Annotated in this window: 18 protein-coding genes; 2 read left to right on the top strand and 16 right to left on the bottom strand. The window is 57.5% G+C overall.

Features of this window, described 5'->3' with window-relative positions:
* Positions 1 to 92: 92 nt before the first annotated feature.
* The 6 genes from rnz to F4V43_RS06075 form a co-directional block, all read right to left on the bottom strand.
* On the bottom strand, positions 93 to 1,040 hold the full coding sequence (gene rnz / locus F4V43_RS06100; RefSeq protein ID WP_150457342.1) for a ribonuclease Z: 948 nt from the start codon (positions 1,038 to 1,040) through the stop codon (positions 93 to 95).
* A 158-nt stretch (positions 1,041 to 1,198) separates the two neighbouring features.
* Positions 1,199 to 4,636: a methionine synthase gene (gene metH / locus F4V43_RS06095; RefSeq protein WP_150457341.1), complete on the bottom strand. Its 3,438-nt coding sequence runs from the start codon at positions 4,634 to 4,636 to the stop codon at positions 1,199 to 1,201.
* Between the two features lie 139 nt (positions 4,637 to 4,775).
* The gene (locus F4V43_RS06090) at positions 4,776 to 5,561 is read right to left on the bottom strand and encodes an HAD family hydrolase (protein WP_150457340.1); all 786 of its coding nucleotides are present in this window, start codon (positions 5,559 to 5,561) and stop codon (positions 4,776 to 4,778) included.
* A gap of 33 nt (positions 5,562 to 5,594) precedes the next feature.
* Positions 5,595 to 6,113 (bottom strand): hypothetical protein, encoded by a 519-nt coding sequence (locus F4V43_RS06085; protein WP_150457339.1) that lies wholly within the window; start codon positions 6,111 to 6,113, stop codon positions 5,595 to 5,597.
* 53 nt (positions 6,114 to 6,166) lie between these two features.
* Positions 6,167 to 6,373, bottom strand: a complete 207-nt coding sequence (locus F4V43_RS06080) for a DUF896 domain-containing protein (protein WP_150457338.1) — start codon at positions 6,371 to 6,373, stop codon at positions 6,167 to 6,169.
* Between the two features lie 154 nt (positions 6,374 to 6,527).
* Complete coding sequence (locus tag F4V43_RS06075; RefSeq protein WP_150457337.1) at positions 6,528 to 6,923, bottom strand: LysM peptidoglycan-binding domain-containing protein; 396 nt, start codon at positions 6,921 to 6,923, stop codon at positions 6,528 to 6,530.
* Between the two features lie 186 nt (positions 6,924 to 7,109).
* Here F4V43_RS06075 and lexA point away from each other — a divergent pair, with 186 nt between their 5' ends.
* Together lexA and F4V43_RS06065 are read left to right on the top strand one after the other, a co-directional pair.
* Positions 7,110 to 7,736 (top strand): transcriptional repressor LexA, encoded by a 627-nt coding sequence (gene lexA / locus F4V43_RS06070; RefSeq protein ID WP_150457336.1) that lies wholly within the window; start codon positions 7,110 to 7,112, stop codon positions 7,734 to 7,736.
* Between the two features lie 169 nt (positions 7,737 to 7,905).
* Positions 7,906 to 8,193, top strand: coding sequence for a hypothetical protein (locus F4V43_RS06065; RefSeq protein ID WP_150457335.1), 288 nt, complete (start codon positions 7,906 to 7,908; stop codon positions 8,191 to 8,193).
* Positions 8,194 to 8,310: 117 nt separating this feature from the next.
* Here the strand turns inward: F4V43_RS06065 and F4V43_RS06060 are convergent, their stop codons facing one another.
* From F4V43_RS06060 to hfq, 10 genes are all read right to left on the bottom strand, one after another.
* Positions 8,311 to 9,027, bottom strand: a complete 717-nt coding sequence (locus F4V43_RS06060) for a cupin domain-containing protein (RefSeq protein ID WP_150457334.1) — start codon at positions 9,025 to 9,027, stop codon at positions 8,311 to 8,313.
* A gap of 126 nt (positions 9,028 to 9,153) precedes the next feature.
* Positions 9,154 to 10,482 (bottom strand): type I glutamate--ammonia ligase, encoded by a 1,329-nt coding sequence (gene glnA, locus F4V43_RS06055; protein ID WP_150457333.1) that lies wholly within the window; start codon positions 10,480 to 10,482, stop codon positions 9,154 to 9,156.
* Positions 10,483 to 10,509: 27 nt separating this feature from the next.
* Positions 10,510 to 10,920 (bottom strand): MerR family transcriptional regulator, encoded by a 411-nt coding sequence (locus F4V43_RS06050; RefSeq protein WP_150457332.1) that lies wholly within the window; start codon positions 10,918 to 10,920, stop codon positions 10,510 to 10,512.
* An 85-nt stretch (positions 10,921 to 11,005) separates the two neighbouring features.
* Positions 11,006 to 12,259 carry an aminotransferase class I/II-fold pyridoxal phosphate-dependent enzyme gene (locus F4V43_RS06045; protein ID WP_150457469.1) on the bottom strand — a complete coding sequence of 418 codons (1,254 nt, stop codon included), beginning with the start codon at positions 12,257 to 12,259 and terminating at the stop codon, positions 11,006 to 11,008.
* Positions 12,260 to 12,368: 109 nt separating this feature from the next.
* Positions 12,369 to 13,682, bottom strand: a complete 1,314-nt coding sequence (gene hflX, locus F4V43_RS06040; protein WP_150457331.1) for a GTPase HflX — start codon at positions 13,680 to 13,682, stop codon at positions 12,369 to 12,371.
* A gap of 64 nt (positions 13,683 to 13,746) precedes the next feature.
* A complete protein-coding gene (locus tag F4V43_RS06035) occupies positions 13,747 to 14,715 on the bottom strand; it encodes an AAA family ATPase (protein ID WP_150457330.1) in 969 nt (322 codons plus the stop codon).
* Between the two features lie 107 nt (positions 14,716 to 14,822).
* The gene (locus F4V43_RS06030) at positions 14,823 to 15,485 is read right to left on the bottom strand and encodes a YdcF family protein (protein WP_191089490.1); all 663 of its coding nucleotides are present in this window, start codon (positions 15,483 to 15,485) and stop codon (positions 14,823 to 14,825) included.
* Positions 15,482 to 16,042 (bottom strand): DUF402 domain-containing protein, encoded by a 561-nt coding sequence (locus tag F4V43_RS06025; protein ID WP_150457329.1) that lies wholly within the window; start codon positions 16,040 to 16,042, stop codon positions 15,482 to 15,484. Before F4V43_RS06025 ends, F4V43_RS06030 begins: the two co-directional genes overlap by 4 nt.
* A 152-nt stretch (positions 16,043 to 16,194) precedes the next feature.
* On the bottom strand, positions 16,195 to 18,846 hold the full coding sequence (locus tag F4V43_RS06020) for a transglycosylase domain-containing protein (RefSeq protein ID WP_150457328.1): 2,652 nt from the start codon (positions 18,844 to 18,846) through the stop codon (positions 16,195 to 16,197).
* A gap of 148 nt (positions 18,847 to 18,994) precedes the next feature.
* The gene (gene hfq / locus F4V43_RS06015) at positions 18,995 to 19,237 is read right to left on the bottom strand and encodes an RNA chaperone Hfq (RefSeq protein ID WP_150457327.1); all 243 of its coding nucleotides are present in this window, start codon (positions 19,235 to 19,237) and stop codon (positions 18,995 to 18,997) included.
* Positions 19,238 to 19,247 lie beyond the last annotated feature (10 nt).

The following is a 19,247-nucleotide window of genomic DNA, read 5'->3' as shown; positions in this document are numbered from 1 at the left end:
TCTTCCTTCGCGCGCTTCCGACAAGACGGTTCAGCAAGCGACAGACCTGTCAATTCCTGCGGTTTCCCGGAAAATAATTTATCCCTACCCGGTCATTTCCCCGCCGGCTTATCCGCCCGCCGCACCACCGGGAAGAGCCGGAACTCCTCGGCCAGCAGCGTGTCCGGGAATACCGTCCGCGCCTCGTCCAGCAGCGGCAGGAGGTCGTCAAGCACGCTGTACCGCGAACTGAAATGAGTCAGCACCAGTTCGCCGGCGCCTGCCTCCCTCGCCGCTTCCGCCGCCTGAATCGTCGTGCTGTGATGGTAATCATGCGCCAGGTCGGCCAGATCGCTGGCGAACGTGGCTTCATGGACCAGAAGATCCGCTCCGCGCGACAGCGGCACAATGGCCGGGCACGGGCGCGTGTCTCCCAGTATCGTTACCACTCGTCCCGGCTTGGGCTCGCTGACCACATCCTTGCTGGCGATCACCCTTCCGTCCTCGGTCGTCACATCCAGCCCCTTCTTCAGCCGTCCGTATGCCGGGCCGGGCTTCAGTCCCCATTCGCGGAGCCGCTCGGTATTCAAGCTGCCGGGCCGGTCCTTCTCGGTAATCCGGTAGCCATAGCTGTCAATCCGGTGGTCCAAGAGCGAAGCTTCCACTTTAAATCCCTCATCTTCGAAGATCAATCCGCCGGTATGCTCTACGATATCGAGCTTATAGGGAACACGGGATTGGCTGATATTCAGCGACACCTCAAGGAACGCCTTCAATCCCGGAGGACCGTACACCGTAAGCGGCGCTGTCCCTCCCTGATAAGCCCTGCTCGACAGCAGCCCCGGAAGTCCGAAGATATGATCTCCGTGCAGATGGGTGACAAAGATTCTCTCCAGCTTCCCCAGGCGAAGCGGCGACTTCAGCACCTGATGCTGCGTGCCTTCGCCGCAGTCGAACATCCAAAAAGTACGCCGCTCCTCGAACAGCCGCAGAGCAATGGACGTCACGTTGCGCTGAATGCTTGGAACCCCTGCATTGGTTCCCAGAAAATACACTTCCATCGTTCCTCCACCTCCTTTCTCTTAAGCATTATTTGCTTGCAGAACGACAGAACCTCCCGCGACCGGGAGGTTCCTGTCATCCGATGCATAATCTGCGGGTCCTTAAGGCCGCCCGCTGCTTCGGCCGCTGCTGAAGCGGCGGCCGGGACTCCCGTTCATCAAGCCTTGTCCACGTTGAAATATTGGGCTTCCGGGTGAGCGAACACCATCGCCGATACCGAAGCCTCGGGCTCCATCATGAACCCGTCGGTCAGATGAACCCCGATGTCCTCCGGCTTCATCAGCTTGAACAGCGGCTCCTGATCCTCCAGATCCGGACAAGCCGGATAGCCGAAGGATACCCGGATGCCCTGATAGCGCGCGCCGTGGCGCTGCTTCATGGTCATATCGGCAGGGTCCGGGAAGCCCCAGGTATCTCTCATCATATGGTGCACACGTTCGGCCAATCCTTCGGCCACTTCAAGCGCCAGCGCCTGAATGGCGTGCGAACGCAGGTAATCGCCGTTCTCCTTTAGCGCCTCGGAACGTTCCCGCACGCCGTGGCCCGCGGTCACCACCAGGAATCCGACGTAATCCATGACGCCGCTGTCTACCGGCTTCAGGAAATCCGCCAGGCACAGATACGGTTCCACCCTCTGACGGGGGAACGTAAAGGCATGAAGAATTTCGCTTGGATCTTCCGGGTTGTAGACAAGGATACGGTCCCCGTCGGACTGGGCTGGGAAGAACCGGTACATGGCCTGTGGCGAGATCGTTCTGTCGTCCATCGCTTCCCGGAGCAATTCATCCACCGTCGCCTTCAGTTCGGTCGCACGCGGGTCTCCCGCTGCGAGCAGCGCCTCCGCCGATCCCTTGAGGCCAAGGTGGTGTCCAAGAAGCATCTGCATATTGATATAAGGGATAATATGTCCCAGAGGATAATTTCTCAGTACATGACGGTCCAAGTCCGGCGGCAAGTAGACCGGCGCCTTCTTCGATATGGAGGAGCGCACCGCCCGCGTAAGCGGCGGAAGCTCCGGCTTGGCCGGCGCGGCTGCGGCGGCTTCCGCCTCCGCTTTCATATCCTCGACCATCCGCTCCCGCTCCTGCGGATTCATCAGCCGGTTGGCCAGCGCAAGACCGTCCATGGCGTCCTTGGCGTACAGCACCATGCCCTCGTACTCGGGGGCAATCCGCGTCCGCGTGAACTTCCGGGTCAGGGCTGCGCCGCCGACCATAATCGGAGCGCCTATGCCCGCATTCCGCAGGTCCTGGGCGGTCGTAACCATCTGCTGGGCCGATTTGACCAGCAGGCCGGAGAGGCCGATGATATCGGCCTTTTCCCGCCGGTATGCTTCAATGATGCTTTCCGGTGGTACTTTTATACCCAGATTGATGATCTGGTAACCATTGTTCGAAAGGATGATTTCGACCAGGTTTTTGCCGATATCATGGACGTCCCCCTTCACCGTTGCGAGCAGAACCCGTCCCTTGACCGATGTCTCGTTCTTCTCCATGAACGGCTCCAGATGGGCGACCGACGCCTTCATCACCTCGGCGCTCTGCAGCACCTCGGCGACAATCAGCTCATTGTTGTTGAACAGCCGTCCGACTTCGGTCATTCCCTCCATCAGAGGGCCATTGATGATATCGAGCGGCGTGTACTTGGACAGAGCCTCGTTCAGATCGGGGATCAGCCCTTCCTTCGTTCCTTCCACGACATACGAAGCCAGCCGCTCTTCCAGCGTCAGTGTGGACAGCTTCTCCTGCTTGACGACCTTCTTCTCCCGGAAGGCAGCGACAAAAGCGGCCAACGTCTCGTCGTTCGTCCGGTAGATCAGCTCTTCCGCCAGGCGCCGTTCCTCTTCAGGTATGGAAGCATAGCGCTCCACCTTCTCCGTATTGACGATGGCATAATCCAGTCCCGCCTTCGTACATTCATACAGAAAAACAGAGTTCAGCACTTCCCGGCCCGCCTCCGGCAGACCGAACGAGACATTGCTGATGCCCAGAATGGTGTGGACACCCGGCAGAGCCTCTTTGATGAGGCGGATGCCGTCAATGGTCTCCTTGGCCGAACCGATATACTGCTCGTCTCCCGTTCCGACGGGGAACACCAGCGTATCGAAGATCAGATCCTCCGGCTGAAGGCCGTAACGGCCTACCAGCAGGTCGTACGAGCGGCGGGCAACCGCCAGCTTGTCCTCCGCCTTGATCGCTTGTCCGGTTTCGTCGATTGTACCGACGACCACCGCTCCGCCGTACTTGTGGAGCAGCGGAACGACACGTTCAAATTTCTCCTCGCCGTCCTCAAGATTAATGGAGTTAATAATTGCTTTGCCCTGGCTGTACTGAAGGGCCAGGTCGATCACCGCCGCATCCGTCGTGTCGATCATCAGCGGAACTTTGACCTTCTTGACGACGAGTTCGAGGAATTTCTTCATATCCTCCGCTTCATCCCGGTCCGGGTCCTGCACACAGATATCGACGACCTGGGCTCCGCCTTTGACCTGCGCTCTGGCGATCTCCGAAGCTTCCTCATATTTGCCTTCCACAATCAGCCGTTTGAACTTGCGGGAGCCCAGAACATTCGTCCGTTCGCCCACCATGTACGGCCGGTTCTCCTGTTCCACGTACACCGGGTCGATCCCCGACAGAGCAGGCGGATGACTTCCGTCCAGCGGGCGCGGCGGGTACGCGGCCATCTCTTTGGCGATGGCCCGGATATGATCCGGCGTTGTGCCGCAGCAGCCGCCGGCAATATTCAGCCACCCCTTCTCTGCAAAACCGGCCAGCTTGCGGGCCAGAGAGTCCGGCGATTCATGATAATTTCCGTTCTCGTCGGGCAGGCCGGCATTCGGATAGCAGCTGACGGCAGCCGAAGAAATCGCGGCCAGCGAACGGATGTGGTCGCGCATAAATTCCGGGCCTGTCGCACAGTTCAGTCCGACCGACACCGGCTTCAGATGCTCCAGCGAAATATAGAACGCTTCGATATTCTGTCCGGCCAGGGTCGTCCCCATCGGTTCGATCGTTCCCGAAATCATCAGCGGCAGCGTTGAGCCTGCCTGTTCCATCGCCCGCGCAATCCCGATGCTCCCCGCCTTGACGTTCAAGGTATCCTGCGACGTCTCCAGCAGCAGCGCATCCACACCGCCTTCTATCAGAGCCTCAGCCTGTTCCCTGTAGCTCTCCACCAGTTCGTCAAAGGTTACTCCTCCGGTTACCGAGAGCGTCTTGGTCGTCGGCCCCATGGCTCCGATAACGTACCGGGGCTTATCGGCCGTGTCGTAACGGTCCGCCGCCGCTCTGGCGAGCGCTGCAGCGGCCAGGTTAATCTCACGCGCGCGTTCCGGAATATCGTATTCCGCCAGAACGACCGAAGTCGCCCCGAAGGTATTCGTCTCGATCAGGTCGGCGCCGGCCTCCAGATATTGCTCGTGAATGTCTTGAATGACATCCGGCCGGGTCAGGACCAGCATTTCATTGCAGCCTTCCAGATCATCTCCGCCAAAATCACTTCCGGCAAGCGGCACATGCTGAATCATAGTGCCCATTGCTCCGTCAAGAATCAAGATGCGCTGCCTCAGCGCTTCAGCCAAAGTCGGTTTCGCCAATTGTGTGATCCCCCCGAAAAAACATTAGAGTAAGTTTAGCAGAATAAAGGGAATTCGGAAAGTCTCGATCGCCGTGAAGGCCTTCTCCTTCCTCTTGCGAAAAAACCGGCCCCCGAACGGGGACCGGCTTAGCTTATTTCTATGTAGCATCGACCATAGGCAGAAGCTGGGTCAGCGACTGAATTTCATAATGGGGGACAATGTCCGGATCGGACGGCTTGCCGGTACGGTTGATCCAGACTGTGGTCAATCCCGCAGCCAGACCGCCTTTGATATCGGTCGTCAGCTTATCGCCTACCATCAGGCCCTCTTCAGGCCGGATCGACAGCAGTTCCATGGCATGCTTGAAGATCGACACATCCGGCTTGCCTCTCCCGAAGGAACCGGAGACCACGATATGGTCGAAGAAGGAGACCAGCTCCGGCACCCCGTCAAGCTTCTCCCGCTGCAGTGCCGGACATCCGTTGGTCAGCAGCAGAAGCTTCACCTTGCCTTTCAATTCGTTCAGGACGGCCAGCGTTTCTTCATAGATGTAGGGACGGCTTCTTCGTTCCGCCGCGAAGCGGGCCGCCAGCTCTGCGGCAAGCGTTTCGTCTTCGATGCCAAGCGAGGCGAGGCCTCTGCGCCACGATTCGGTCCGGTAGGCCGGCGCAAGCTGTTCCAGCTTCCGGAACTCCGGCTGTTCGCCGGCCGTGAAGTTCGCCCACAATGCTTCGAACGGATTGATGCCGATCATCTGCGTAAAAGGAAACGTCTCATACGATTCATACAGACTGCGGGCTTCCCTTCGTACGGCTGCTTCCAGCTCCTCCGGGTCCACCTCGCCGCCTGCCCCCAGACAGGCGTAATGGAAGGCTTCTTCCACACTGCGCTCGTCCCAGAGCAGGGTGTCATCCAGATCAAACAATACGGCAGCTACTGACATCCTCTTCTCCCCTTTTCCCTTCTGTTGTCCCGCCTATTCGCGAACCAGCGTGATTTTGTGCTGTGCGGCGAACGCCTCTACGCCCTTCGACATCGCTTCGATATCATACCGGTTCGTCAGCCGGGCGAACACCCACTTGCCGCGTTTGGACTTCGGCACAATCGTAACTGTCCCGCGGGACACTACAATCTTCCCGATGTCTCCGGCGGCCAGAATACGCTCCCGGTTGAACTTGAAGGTCGAGAGCCGCGAGCGCTCGATCTTGAGGTAAGGACGACGGAAGAAGATGAGCGCGGCCAGCAGCATATACAGAGCGATGCCGATCCAGTTCCAAGCGGAGTTCACGCCCTCCGGCGTTCCGACGAGTCCGACGAAGGCATACAGAAGCCCCAGGACAAACAGCAATGTCGGGAAAATAATATTGCGTCCCCGATAAATATCGGCCTTCCCCGCAGCCGAAACGGAAGCGGAAGCTCCTTTTCCTTCTTTTTTGCGGCGGGCATTCAGTTGTTTCTGATTGCGTTGTACCATTCTTTCCCATGAGCGGGCCATGCAGCTTCCCCCTAGAATAAATTCAATGCTTCTTATGAAAAAAACGGCCGGGCTCAGCGGGTCTGGCCCGGACCGTCCTTGCCGTTGTCTTCGTCCACAATCTCGATCGATTCCAGCTGCGCGCGGAAATTGCGCCGGATGTTGCCGAGATAGATCTCGCGCAGCCGGCTTCGTTCCGCCAGTTCATCTTCCGTCAGTCCGGTATCCTTCTGCTTGCGGGCCAGCTCATTGATGCGGGCCACCAGTTCATCTATGTCCAATTCACTTTCCTCCCCTATACGGTTCAAGACTGCGGGCACCTGTCCGCAGCCATGACATTCTAACTGTGCCATGAGAAAAAGAGCTTGTCAAGGCGGCGCCCTGAGAAGCTCTTCGAAGGAACAAGGGAGATATAAATTCGCTGAAGCGCCCGGATTATTCCATCCGGGGCAGCGACAGAATATCGCCGGCCTGGATGCTGCCGTCCTCCAATCCGTTGAGATCTTTAATGGCTTCTACATAGACTACCGTTCGCATGGCTTCAGGCTTATGTTCTCTCGCGATCTCCCAGAGCGTATCGCCATAGGAGACCACAATGCGCTTCTCGGGGGCAAGCGACGAGACCGAATTGGCGAACACACTGCCGACTACCGTAAATCCCGATACCGTGAGGAGCAGAACAATCATCAAGCTGATCAGGTTCTCACGGTTGAACAGCCTGCGGGACACGGTCAGCGTTCCGGATGTATAGTCAATGATGCCTCTGTGCAGCTCGGAAGGCGCTGCGGGCTTCTCTTCATAAATGCTCCGATATGTACTGTATTTCAACATGGATATCGACCTCCAAACACTTGTTCTTACTCGCAAAAACAATATAACACGAACATGTGTTTTGTTCAACAGGTTTTTCGAACAATTGTTCCCGCAAAAACTGTCGTTTCTTTAGAACTTATGTTTGTGCGAACGGAGGTTCTATGCTATAATTTTCCCATACATTACTAGATGGGGATGATTCCAATGTCCAAGATTTCGAGCCGCCAACTGGCGATTCTGGAATTCATACGCAACGAAGTCCGCAGCAAGGGCTATCCGCCTTCCGTCCGAGAAATTGGCGAAGCCGTCGGCTTGGCCTCCAGTTCCACCGTTCACGGCCATTTGGACCGCCTGGAGAAGAAGGGCCTGATCCGCCGCGACCCTACGAAGCCCCGTGCCATCGAGCTGCTGGGCCAGGAAGAGTCCGAGAACTCGCATCAGTTCGCCCATACGGTTGCCCGTGTCCCTGTCGTAGGCAAAGTCACCGCCGGTCTGCCGATTACCGCAACGGAGAATATTGAAGACTATTTCCCGCTTCCGACCCATTTTATTGGAGAGAACAAAGTATTCATGCTCTCTGTAGCCGGCGACAGCATGATTGAAGCGGGCATTATGAACGGCGACTACGTCATCGTCCGTCAGCAGCAGACTGCCGACAACGGCGATATTGTCGTTGCGATGACCGAAGAAGATGAAGCAACGGTCAAGACCTTCTATAAGGAACGCGACCATATCCGCCTTCAGCCCGAGAACCCCGCGTACGAACCGCTGCGTCTGAACCGGGTCAGCATCTTGGGTAAAGTCATCGGTCTGTTCCGGGATATTCACTGAATCCTGCCGTTTGTCTATCCGGAGCCTTCCTGTCTTAAGGAAGGCTTCTTTATTTTTCCATTCCTTTGTTTCCTTTTGGTTCCCGGAACGTATATACCGTTACAGCCGGCCGTTCTCCTTATAAGGAGCCAGCATTTCGGCTATTTCCGGAAGGGAGCGTACGACAAGAATGACAACGACACAGACCATTAGCTATGGGGGAGGTTCCGGTGCATTGGGCGTTCTGTTTTTTCTGATCTGGCTTGTATTTATTGTCATTGGCCTTTATCTGCTCGTTCTGCTGATTAAACTGATGAAGAGAGCCATTGAAGCGCTGGACTTGTATAATTACTCGAAGAATCAGGAGATTCGACATTCACAGAATGCTTCCTACCTGCGGCCGTATGTCAATGATCCCCCTTCAACCCCGCCTTCGGATTCACCGAATCCCGGTAGAGGCGGACCATCATCTTCTTAAAAGTATCGTACTTGTATCAGGGTGTCCCCTTCTTCACGGCAAGAGGCAGGCCCGCGGAACCTTATCCGCGGCCTGCCTCTCTGCATGTTAACGTTCATGCTTGCCGGTATAGGCAAGTCAGACTCCAGCACCCGGCATCATGGGCATCATTCCGTTACCAATGCCGGGGTATCCGGCCCCTGAATATCCCGCCCCTGCGTGGTGCTGCGGAACTCCTTGACCCGGGCCATAACCGTATCCCCAGGCTCCGGTCTGCGGATAGGACTGGGGATAGTGGGCTGCCGGCCAGGCGCCTTGGGCGGCGGAAGGATCGCAGCACAGCGGCGGGCCCAGAATCACCGATTCCGTAATCGGGGATACCGCTTCTGCATATTTTGCCGGATCGATGCAGTAAGCCATATTCATGATCTCCGGCGGCGTACAGCGGAGGAAATCGGAACCGAGAACCACATCAGCCGTCGGCCGGTCGAAGATCGTCAGGAAATGCGAGTGCTCCCCAACTCCGACAATCCAGTGGAACCACCCCTTGGGGAACACCGCAACCTGGCCAGGTCTGAGACAGTAGGTCATGCGGTGCTGAGTGAACGGATTAAAGACCGTGGTCTTGACTTCTCCGCAGATTACATAGACCATCTCATTCACGCTCGGATGCCAATGCGGCTGAACCACAAAACCTTTGTCCAGGTGAATACTGAAGAAGCCGTTGACGATAGCCGGGAACTCTTTGCCGAACAGCTCCGTCACATAATTCCGGTCGTCCCGTTTGTAATACAGCGTCACATTGGAGTCGGCGGCCAAGGTCAAATCCGGGGACTGCAGAAGCTCATTGTGCATACAGAAATCTCCATCCTCTCTGGGTAAACGTCTATCCACCATATGCCCAGAGCCGGTAAAGGGTGCAGCCCTCTGCACGCAAAAAATCCCCGGAGCCATTCGGCCCCGGGGATTTCTCCCGCTTCCTTAGTACAGCGTGATGTACTGATTGCGCTCCCAGTCGTGGACCTGGGTACGATAGATATCCCACTCGATTTCCTTCAGTTCATAGAAATGAGCCAGAGCGTGCTCGCCCAGCGCTTCCGTGATGACCGAGCTGCGGATCAGCTCGTTGAGCGCATCCTTCAGGTCGGCCGGGAGGCTCGGGATGCCTTCCTCGATCCGCTCTTCTTCCGACATCACGTAGATGTTCCGGTCGATCGGAGCCGGAAGCTCCAGCTTACGCTTGATGCCGTCCAGACCGGCCTTCAGCATCACAGCCAGAGCCAGGTACGGATTCGCAGCCGGGTCCGGGTTGCGGACTTCGACGCGTGTGCTAAGACCGCGGGAAGCCGGAATGCGGATCATCGGACTGCGGTTGCTCGCGGACCAAGCCACGTAGCAAGGCGCTTCGTAACCCGGCACAAGACGCTTGTACGAGTTGACGGTCGGATTGGTAATGGCGGCAAAAGCGCGCGCATGCTTCAGAATGCCGGCCATATAATAACGAGCGGTCTCGCTCAGGCCGAGCTCGTCGCTCTCGTCGTAGAAGGTGTTGATGCCGCCGTTGAACAGCGACTGATGGCAGTGCATGCCGGAGCCGTTCATGCCAAATAAAGGCTTGGGCATAAACGTGGCATGGAGGCCGTGCTGACGGGCTACCGTCTTCACGACCAGCTTGAAGGTCTGAATCTGGTCGGCCGCCTTGATGGCGTCGGCATATTTGAAGTCGATTTCATGCTGGCCCGGAGCCACTTCATGGTGGGAAGCTTCGATTTCAAAGCCCATTTTCTCCAAGGTCAGAACGATTTCGCGGCGGCAGTTCTCGCCAAGGTCCATCGGCGCCAGATCGAAGTAACCGCCCTGGTCGTTCAATTCTGTAGTCGGGTTGCCTTTCTCATCGGTCTTGAACAGGAAGAATTCCGGTTCCGGTCCGACGTTCATCGATGTGAAGCCTATTTCTTCGGCTTCCTTCAGACAGCGCTTGAGAATACCGCGCGGGTCGCCGGCGAACGGCGTGCCGTCCGGCATGTAGATGTCGCAGATCAGACGGGCGACCTTGCTGTCGGTTACCCAAGGGAATATGACCCATGTGCTGAGATCCGGATACAGGTACATATCCGATTCCTCGATCCGCACATAGCCTTCAATGGAAGAGCCGTCGAACATCATCTTGTTGTCAAGCGCTTTCTCCAATTGGCTGACCGGAATTTCCACATTCTTGATCGTTCCGAGCAAGTCGGTGAACTGAAGACGGATAAAACGGACATTCTCTTCCTTGGCAATACGCATAATATCCTCTTTGCTGTAGCTCACGATACCTCTCCCTTTCAACTCTATATATTATTTATTGAAAAACCTGGACAGTTCTCCCTGAATAAGCGAGACCTGCCCCGGTCTCTTCCCGGAGACCAATTCTTGCTTCAGCAGACGGTGCAGCTGGGAATCGGACAATTCCCTGCGCCTTACCTCCGTATCCGGGGTAATGACCGTCGCTTCTTCGGATTCCTTCGATACGGGATTCATAACCTGCTTGATGCCGGCGATATTGACCCCCTTCTCGATCAGGGCCTTGATCTCCAGGAGCCGCTCCACATCGTTGAAGGAGAACAGGCGCTGATTCCCCGACGTTCGCGCCGGAACAATCAGATTGTGCTGCTCGTAGTAACGGATCTGGCGAGCGGACAGATCGGTTAGCTTCATAACTATGCCTATCGGGAATAAGGCCATATTTCTGCGGATTTCATCGCCCATGACTCATCCAACCTTCCAATGATCTTTTATCTGGTTATCATTGTACATTTCCTTATATGGCGTGTCAATGGCGTGTGAGATTTACTCACAATAATTTACGATTCCGCATCATTTGCAGAGCTTTCATTACTCCGAATTTTACATGGGAATAAGTAAGCCCTCCCTGCATATAGGCAATGTAAGGCTCACGGATGGGCGCATCGGCAGACAATTCCAGGCTTCCGCCCTGAATAAACGTACCGGCGGCCATGATTACAGGATGCTCATACCCCGGCATATCCCACGGTTCCGGAACGACATGGCTGTCCACGGCCGCGGCATTCTGAATCCCTTGGACAAAAGCAATCAGATGCTCCGGTTCATGGAACCGGATCGCCTGAATGAGATCGGTTCGCGGATCCCGCCAGGAGGGCTTCGTCTCGAACCCGCACTGCTCAAATACGGCCGCGGCGAACAGGCTGCCCTTGAGCGCTTGTCCCACAATATGGGGCGCCATGAACAAGCCTTGATAAATGCCGCGGGTCGTCCCCAGCATCGCCCCGACTTCGCCGCCGATTCCAGGCGCCGTCAGACGGTAGGCGGCCCGTTCCACCAGATCCCGGCGGCCGGCAATGTAGCCTCCAGTCTCGGCGATTCCGCCGCCGGGATTCTTGATGAGCGATCCGGCCATCAGGTCGGCGCCGACCTGTGTCGGCTCAAGCTCTTCGCAGAATTCGCCGTAGCAGTTGTCGACGAACACTACCGCGCTGCGGCTCAGGCTTCGGATGCGTGCCGCCATCTCGCCGATCTCCGCCACGGTGAAGGATGAGCGCCAGTCATACCCGCGAGAGCGCTGAATGCCGACGACACGCGTCCGTTCATTCACGGCCTGCTCCACACCCGCCCAGTCTACGCTGCCGTCCGGCAGAAGGGCCACCTCGCGGTAGCCAATGCCGAAATCCGCCAAGGAGCCGGTCCCGTCGCCCGCATGCCCGATTACTTTATGCAGCGTATCATAAGGACGGCCCGTGATATAGAGCAGCTCGTCTCCCGGACGAAGCACGCCGAAGAGCGCCGTCGCAATCGTATGGGTCCCGGAGGCAAAATGCGGGCGCACCAGCGCAGCCTCGGCTCCGAACACATCGGCATAGACCGCTTCCAGCACCTCTCTGCCCCGGTCATTGTATGCATATCCGGTAGAACCGGCAAAATGAAAATCGCTGACTTGGTGGCGCTGGAACGCTTCGATCACTTTCCACTGGTTGCGGTCCACCGTCCGCTCCAGCTTGCGGACCGCTTCCCCGATAACCTGTTCCGCAGCTTCCGCGGCTTGTAAAAGATCCTCTGCAAAGACTGACATCTTCTTCTTCTCTCCTAACCTGTACATCCCATTCTCATAACAGAAAGCGGCAGCAAGCTGCCGCTTCATATGGCTGCCCGGCGATACCCGCCGGTTATGCTTCAAGCATCTAGGACTCCTCAGCCGGTTGTTCGGCCGACTCATCTACGTACTCTGCCAGCTGATAGCCCCATTTCTCATAATCATCCTTATTCAGCCGGACATGATAGAGAATATCGCTGCCGTCAAAGGTCTGATCCAGCACATCGCCTACCCGGTACAGCAGGGACGACAAATCGCCGCGGTTGCCGGGAATGCGGAAGGTCAGCGTCTCGCCGGACAGCTCGTCCTGCACCGCTTCCGCCACCCGGGCGAGATCGTCCGGACTGAAGGCGCTGATCTTGAGATATCCCGGTCCGGACGGCAGCATTTCCCGCTGCTCCGGACTGCAGATATCGATCTTGTTAAATAAAACAATTTGCGGTTTCCCGGCAGCTCCGAGTTCCCCGAGAATACGTTGTACGACTTCCATTTGCTCTTCGCGGTTCGGAGAGGAAGCGTCAACGACATGAAGCACCAGACTGGCTTCGTTCACCTCTTCCAGCGTTGCCCGGAAGGCCGCCACAACTTCATGGGGCAGGTTCTGAATAAAACCGACCGTATCGGTCAGCACCACTTCCTTGCCGCCCGGGAGTTCAAAGGCCCGGGAAGTCGGGTCCAGCGTCGCGAACAGCTGGTTCTCGATATATACGTCGGCATCGGTGAGCTGCTTCAGCAGCGTTGATTTGCCGGCGTTGGTATAGCCTACGAGCGCGACCTGCACGGCCCCGCTCTTGCGCCGGCGTTCGCGGTGAAGCGTGCGCGTCTTGACCACTTCGTCAAGCTGCCGTTTCAGCTCTCCGATCCGGTCGCGGATATGCCGCCGGTCGGTCTCGAGCTTGCTCTCACCCGGTCCCCGCGTCCCGATGCCGCCGCCCAGCCGGGACAGATTCTTGCCGTGTCCCGACAGACGGGGCAGCAGATAGGAGAGCTGCGCAAGCTCTACCTGGATGATGCCTTCCCGCGTCTTGGCCCGTCCGGCAAAAATGTCCAGAATGAGCTGGGTCCGGTCAATAATCTTCAAATCCAGCGCCTCTTCCAGGTTGCGGACCTGCGCCCCGGAGAGCTCTTGGTCGAAGATCGCGGTATTCGCGCCCAGCGCTTCGGCAGCCATCCGCACCTCTTCCACCTTGCCTTTGCCGATGAACCATCTGGAATCCGGTGTTTCCTTGTTCTGCCTCAGCACATCCAGCACTTCGACGCCTGCCGTCTCGGCAAGCTGAACCAGCTCCTGAAGCGAATATTCAGGGTCCAGTCCCGTCCGTTTGATCTCATCAGTTACCAGGCTGACCAGGATTGCCCGGTCCTGAATATCGGTGTCCGTCTCGTGGGTCGTAATCGCCATCGGTTATTCCTCCTCCGCCCCCGAAGTCCGGCGCGCAGAGCGCGCCGCATGACCCAAGGACTTGCTACGATTTAAAATCTTCCGCCCGAAGGCTCATCAGTTCCTGCTTGCCCGGATTCCCCTGCTCGTACTGTCCCAGCAGCCGGACCGCTTGAGACCGGATTGCTTTCTCGATGGCATTGCGGACGTATCTGGCATTGCTGAACGCATGAAGACTCTCCTCCCGCTCGGTCATCAGCTGCTGCTTCAATTTGAGTATGGCCTGGGGCATGAGCAAATAATCCCGCTCCTTAGCCATGAGCTCCGCGATCTGTACCAGCTGGTCGATGGTATAGTCCGGGAATTCGACCTGAATCGGAAACCGGGAAGGCAGTCCGGGATTGCTCAGCAAAAAATAATCGATCTCGCCGGAATAGCCGGCCAGAATCAGCACGAACTGGCTGCGGTGATCCTCCATCGACTTAACCAGCGTATCAATCGCTTCCTTGCCGAAATCCTTCTCTCCGCCCCGGGCCAGGCTGTAGGCCTCGTCTATAAAGAGAATGCCGCCGAGCGCCTTCTTGACCAGATCGCGCGTCTTCTGAGCGGTGTGGCCGATATATTCGCCGACGAGATCCGCACGCTCCACCTCGATCAGATGGCCTTTCGCCAGCACGCCCATACGCTGAAGCAGCTTGGCGACAATCCGCGCCACCGTCGTCTTGCCGGTTCCGGGATTGCCTTTGAAGATCATATGATACGCCTGCCCGCCGCTCGTCAGCCCTGCCTGGGAGCGCATCTGGGCGATCTGCAGCAGCGCGTAAATCTCAAATACCAGCTCTTTAATGTTGTCCAGACCTACGAGAGCGTCAAGCTCTCCGCTGATCTCCTGGAACAGGCTTCCCCGGACAGCCGTCTTCGGCTTGGCCGGTTCGCTGGTGGCCGAGGAGCCGCCGCCCGGCGGCGTATCCGAATTTCGTAGAACAATATTGATCTGCCGGGACGGTCTGCCTTCCTCCCGCCCGTCCGCCGCTGCCGCGCCGCGTACGTTCATGAATTCACCTCATCACCTTAGAAGGGCTGATTGTTCCATATCAGTCTATTCCCCCAAGGCAATGCTTATTAGCAGATTACCCATTTTCCCCCGAAACGGACCGCCGCCTAGAACCAGTCCTGAAGCTTCCATTTGGTAAAAGCGAGAATTTCACGGCTCTTGTATTTCCACATCGACATGACCTTGGAATCCGTCAGCGCCAGCTCCGGCTGCCGGTATCCCAGCTCTTCCGCCATCTCCAGGGCGCGGGCGCCATGGAAGGTATGCGTGACAATCACGGCCGATTCCCAGCCTTGAGCCTTCATGACCGCCCGGCTGAATTTCAGATTCTCATAGGTGGAGGTCGCCCGGTTCTCCAGCAGGACAGCGCTTTCCGGTACACCGGCGGCAACGAGGTAATTCTTCATGCCCTCTGCCTCTGTATAGGGAAGTCCGGGCTTGTCCAGTCCGCCGCTTACGATCAAATGGCGGACCGTACCGTTCCGGTATAATTCAAGCCCTTTGTCCAGCCGTTCCTTCAGCCCGGGACTCGGTTCATCACCCCACATGGCCATTCCCAGCACAATTCCCGCGTCGGCCTTCTGCAACGGTTCGCTCGTGGATGCGCTGTTGATCGTTACCAGCAGCCAGATGCACCAGGCAATTCCGGAGACGGCGACCATGGCGAGCACGGCAGTTAGCGCTCTCTTGGCACCGGGAGCCCGGCGGCGACGTCGACGACGGCTGTCAATCATCCGGATCGGTGAAGAACCGCCCATATTCCCCATCATTGCGGCTTCCTCCTAAATTCCCCGTGCGAGAACAGCTCGGCCCGATGCTTCAGCGAGAGGGTGAAATAAGGAAAAACATGCGCATCAATGCTGTGAAGCAGCGAACGTGCCGTCTTCCAGGCCAGATTATAGTCGCTGTCCGAGATATCGCCCCGCTCCAGCGCCTCTTCCAATTCATCTTCATCCAGAAGAAAGACCTCGCCGTTCCATAAGACGACCACGTCCAGATAAAGATCGTCGAACCACGGCACCCCCTGATCGGTGACGCCCTGCACCTTGCAGGTATCGATATACCACTGCACGATATTCTGGCGGTCGTCGAACATGGCGGTGACGATATAATGGCTGTCCTTGGGAAAATACTGCAGCCAGGAGTACCCTTTGTCCGCAATGCGGTATGTATGCCGCCCGTAACTCTTCCACAGCGGCTCTTTCAGTCCGTAGATGGTATACAAGGTAATGTAACCGCTGAATTCCCGGGTCTCGACATACCGGCAGGCGAACCCCCGGCGGGTAATCCTGCGCCAATTGGCCCGATCTCCGAATTTACGTTTCATAGAATGACCCTCTCCATCATGTTAACCACAGCTTACCACATTTACAGAGGACTCACAAAGCCTGCAATTCCGCACAAAAAAGAGCCCCCGCTTCAAGCGGGAGCCCGTGATGATTCAATGATAGGCCGGCATTGGGCCGCCGGGCCGTCCCGTCAGCCGCCCAGTCCGTCGACCGGCTGGGCATCTTCGACTCCAAGGCCATTGCCGTTGCCTTGTCCGTTGCCCTGGCCTTTGCCCCGGCCGCTGGCAGGGCCGGTCTGGCCTTCTTTCGCTCCGCTATCCGGAGTGGCCGGTTCTGCGGCGGGCGCAGCCGCCGGATCATCGGCACTCGGCGACGGTGAAGGGCTCGGCGACGGCGGAACCGATACGGCCGGAGGCGTATTCTCGCCTCCTCCGTTCTCTCCGCCCGCGTCCGGATTGCCCTGCTCGCCGCCCGGCTGGACAACGCCGCTCTGGTCGTCGGTCGGCGGAACCGAAGGCGGCGGCGAGGCCGAAGGCGAAGCCGACGGTGAAGGCGAAGCGCCTTCCACGAGCACCGTCACCTTGTTCGACGGATCGCTCTCCGTCTGGGTGTCCGAATAATAAGCTGTTACATAGTATTCGTACGTCAGACCGGCCATGGCACTGAGGTCACCGGCGCCCGGAGTCATCGTGCTCAGGAGGAGCGTGAAATCGGACTCCGAAGACTCCTTCCGGTAAATCCGGTATTCAGCTCCTGCTGCCGCGACCGGCTGCCAGGCAAGATTGACGGTACCGGTCGAAGCGTCATAGGAAGCGGAAAGTCCGGTTACCGGCTCGTTCGGGTTCTCCGTCGGCGACGGGGAAGGAAGCTTGAGATTGTCAGGCTTCGGGAACGACTTGGCCGGATAGTTCTGAACGACCTTCTCCATCACCTTGCCCCAGAAGGCAGCGGCCAGCGGACTGCTGTTCTTCAGCAGATGCTGACGGTCAGGGTCGTCATAGCCCATCCAGACGGCAGCGGTCAGTTCCGGCGTGTAGCCGACGAACCAGACGTCGCGGTTGGAACTCACGCCTGAGTATCCGCTCTGCGTCGTACCGGTCTTGCCGGCGACCGGACGGTCGATCCGGGCTTTGCGGCCGGTGCCGCTCTGCACAACCTCCTGCATCATTTCGGTCATCTGATAGGCGGTGCTCTCCTTCATGACGCGCTTGGCGGTAGTGTCGGCTTTGTAGACCGTGCTGCCGCTGCTGTCCTGAATCGACTTAATGGCATAGGCTTCACGAAGCTCGCCGCCGGTGGCAAAGGCGGTGTAGGCCTGCGCCATCTCCAGCGTATTCGTTCCTTTCTCCATCCCGCCGAGCGCAAGCGACAGATTGTTGTCGGTGTCGCTGAGCGTAAGGCCGAGCTGACGGGCGAATTTGAATCCGGTGTTGACGCCGATCTCGTTCAGCAGCCAGACCGCCGGAATATTCTCCGACTTCGTCAGCGCTTCGCTCATGCTGATCGACTTCGAGTAGCCGTGCAGGTTGGTCGGACAATAGTCGCCGAAGCACTGCTTCTCGTTGCTGACCGAGGATTCCATCGTGAACTTGCCGGATTCCAGGGCGGGCGCATAAGCCACCAGCGGCTTGATCGACGATCCCGGCGAACGCCGGCTGCCCGTCACGCGGCTGTAGCCCTTCTTCTCGTAATTGCGTCCGCCGAGCAGCGCCACAATGCTGCCGTTGTCCTGGTTGATGATGACCATAGAGCCCTGGACGGGCTTATCGTCAACGCTTTTCTCAAAATTATCGCTGTCGGCGAAGGCATCCTCCACCGTCTGCTGGGCGTCCTTGTCCATCGTCGTATAGATCTTGTATCCGCCGATGTTGAGGTCGTCCTCCGTAAGCCCGAACTTGTCTTCGGCCTCGTCGATGGCAAAGTCGATGAAAGCCTGGTACTTCTGCTTCTTCTCCGGCGGCTTGTAGTTGTAGTTGACCGCCTTGGCCTCATCGCGCTCCTGCTCCGTAATATAGCCCTGCTGATACATCAGTTCCAGCACGACGCCGCGGCGCTCCTTGGAGAGCTCGGGATTCTTCAGCGGATTGTAGCGGGAAGGCCCCTTCGGCATGGCCGCCAGCGTAGCGATTTGCCAGAGTTTGAGCTGGTTCAGATCGCTTTGGCCGAAGTAGCGTTCGGACGCCGCCTTGATGCCGTACACCGTACCGCCGAAGTTAATGCGGTTCAAATACATCGTCAGAATCTGGTCTTTGGTCTTCTGGCGCTCCAGCGCCATCGCAATCGACATCTCCGTCGCTTTGCGGAAGAACGTTTTGTCGCGTGTCAGAAAGATATTCTTCGCGAGCTGCTGCGTAATGGTACTGCCGCCCTCCACCATGCTGCGGGCCACCACGTCCTTGGCCGCTGCGCGGCCGATCGACCAGAGATCCACCCCTTTGTGCTCGTAGAAGCGCTTGTCCTCGGTAGCGACGAACGCCTGCTTGATGAGGTCCGGGATCTTCTCGCTCTCGACAGGATCAATCTTCTCCAGGGAGAGCTCGGCGATCAGATTGGCATTGCGGTCATAAATCTTCGTCGGCGGATTGACCGTCAGCTTATCCTGATTCTCGTTCAGCAGCTTCTCGCCGCTGAGCGTGATGAACAGGTAGCCGCCCATGGCCAGCAATACAGCCAGAGCCGTCGCAAAAAAGAGCGTCCAGAGCACCCGTTTGCGGGTCAGCCGCTTCTTTTTCTTCTTGGGCGGTCCGCCGTTGCCTCCTCCGCCCTTTCCTCCGCCTCCGCCGGCCTCCCGGCGGTATACGCTCGGATTGCGCTTCACCCTTGACAATTCTTCTCTAGACATGATGCCTCCTGACTCCCTTAGGGTTGTGGAACAGCTGTTGCCGAATATATGCCGCCGAATGAAAAGAACAACCTTCACAGGTTGCTCTCTCACCCCTTATTCAAACGACGATCACACGTAAAAGTTTCATTTCAAACCGGTACGGCTCCTATTCCTCGGGGCTGTTGTTGTCCTGAAGCAGGGATACGCTGCGCTGCGGTGTGAAGGTGGAGATGGCATGCTTGTACACCATCTGCTGGCGTCCGTCGCTGTCGATCACGATCGTGAAGTTATCGAACGCCTTGATGATTCCGCGAATCTGAAAGCCGTTGGTCAGATAGACGGTAGCCGGTATATTTTCTTTGCGCAGTTGGTTCAAGAACGTGTCTTGGATGTTAATGGATTTGTTCATCAGCCGTACC

The organism is Paenibacillus spiritus, from assembly GCF_008710135.1.
Taxonomy (GTDB): domain Bacteria; phylum Bacillota; class Bacilli; order Paenibacillales; family Paenibacillaceae; genus Paenibacillus_AQ; species Paenibacillus_AQ glufosinatiresistens.
Note: the sequence above shows the minus strand (reverse complement) of the source record. Positions and strands in the feature narration are given on the sequence as shown.

Coding starts and splice junctions, on each gene's coding strand:
- F4V43_RS06075 (WP_150457337.1), bottom strand. CDS start 6,923: ATGTTGAAATACAGTACATATCGGAGCATTTATGAAGAGAAGCCCGCA.
- F4V43_RS06065 (WP_150457335.1), top strand. CDS start 7,906: ATGACAACGACACAGACCATTAGCTATGGGGGAGGTTCCGGTGCATTG.
- F4V43_RS06045 (WP_150457469.1), bottom strand. CDS start 12,259: ATGTCAGTCTTTGCAGAGGATCTTTTACAAGCCGCGGAAGCTGCGGAA.
- F4V43_RS06025 (WP_150457329.1), bottom strand. CDS start 16,042: ATGAAACGTAAATTCGGAGATCGGGCCAATTGGCGCAGGATTACCCGC.
- F4V43_RS06050 (WP_150457332.1), bottom strand. CDS start 10,920: ATGGGCGATGAAATCCGCAGAAATATGGCCTTATTCCCGATAGGCATA.
- F4V43_RS06035 (WP_150457330.1), bottom strand. CDS start 14,715: ATGAACGTACGCGGCGCGGCAGCGGCGGACGGGCGGGAGGAAGGCAGA.
- F4V43_RS06030 (WP_191089490.1), bottom strand. CDS start 15,485: ATGATGGGGAATATGGGCGGTTCTTCACCGATCCGGATGATTGACAGC.
- F4V43_RS06090 (WP_150457340.1), bottom strand. CDS start 5,561: ATGTCAGTAGCTGCCGTATTGTTTGATCTGGATGACACCCTGCTCTGG.
- lexA (WP_150457336.1), top strand. CDS start 7,110: ATGTCCAAGATTTCGAGCCGCCAACTGGCGATTCTGGAATTCATACGC.
- F4V43_RS06020 (WP_150457328.1), bottom strand. CDS start 18,846: ATGTCTAGAGAAGAATTGTCAAGGGTGAAGCGCAATCCGAGCGTATAC.
- F4V43_RS06060 (WP_150457334.1), bottom strand. CDS start 9,027: ATGCACAATGAGCTTCTGCAGTCCCCGGATTTGACCTTGGCCGCCGAC.
- rnz (WP_150457342.1), bottom strand. CDS start 1,040: ATGGAAGTGTATTTTCTGGGAACCAATGCAGGGGTTCCAAGCATTCAG.
- hflX (WP_150457331.1), bottom strand. CDS start 13,682: ATGGCGATTACGACCCACGAGACGGACACCGATATTCAGGACCGGGCA.
- hfq (WP_150457327.1), bottom strand. CDS start 19,237: ATGAACAAATCCATTAACATCCAAGACACGTTCTTGAACCAACTGCGC.
- F4V43_RS06085 (WP_150457339.1), bottom strand. CDS start 6,113: ATGGCCCGCTCATGGGAAAGAATGGTACAACGCAATCAGAAACAACTG.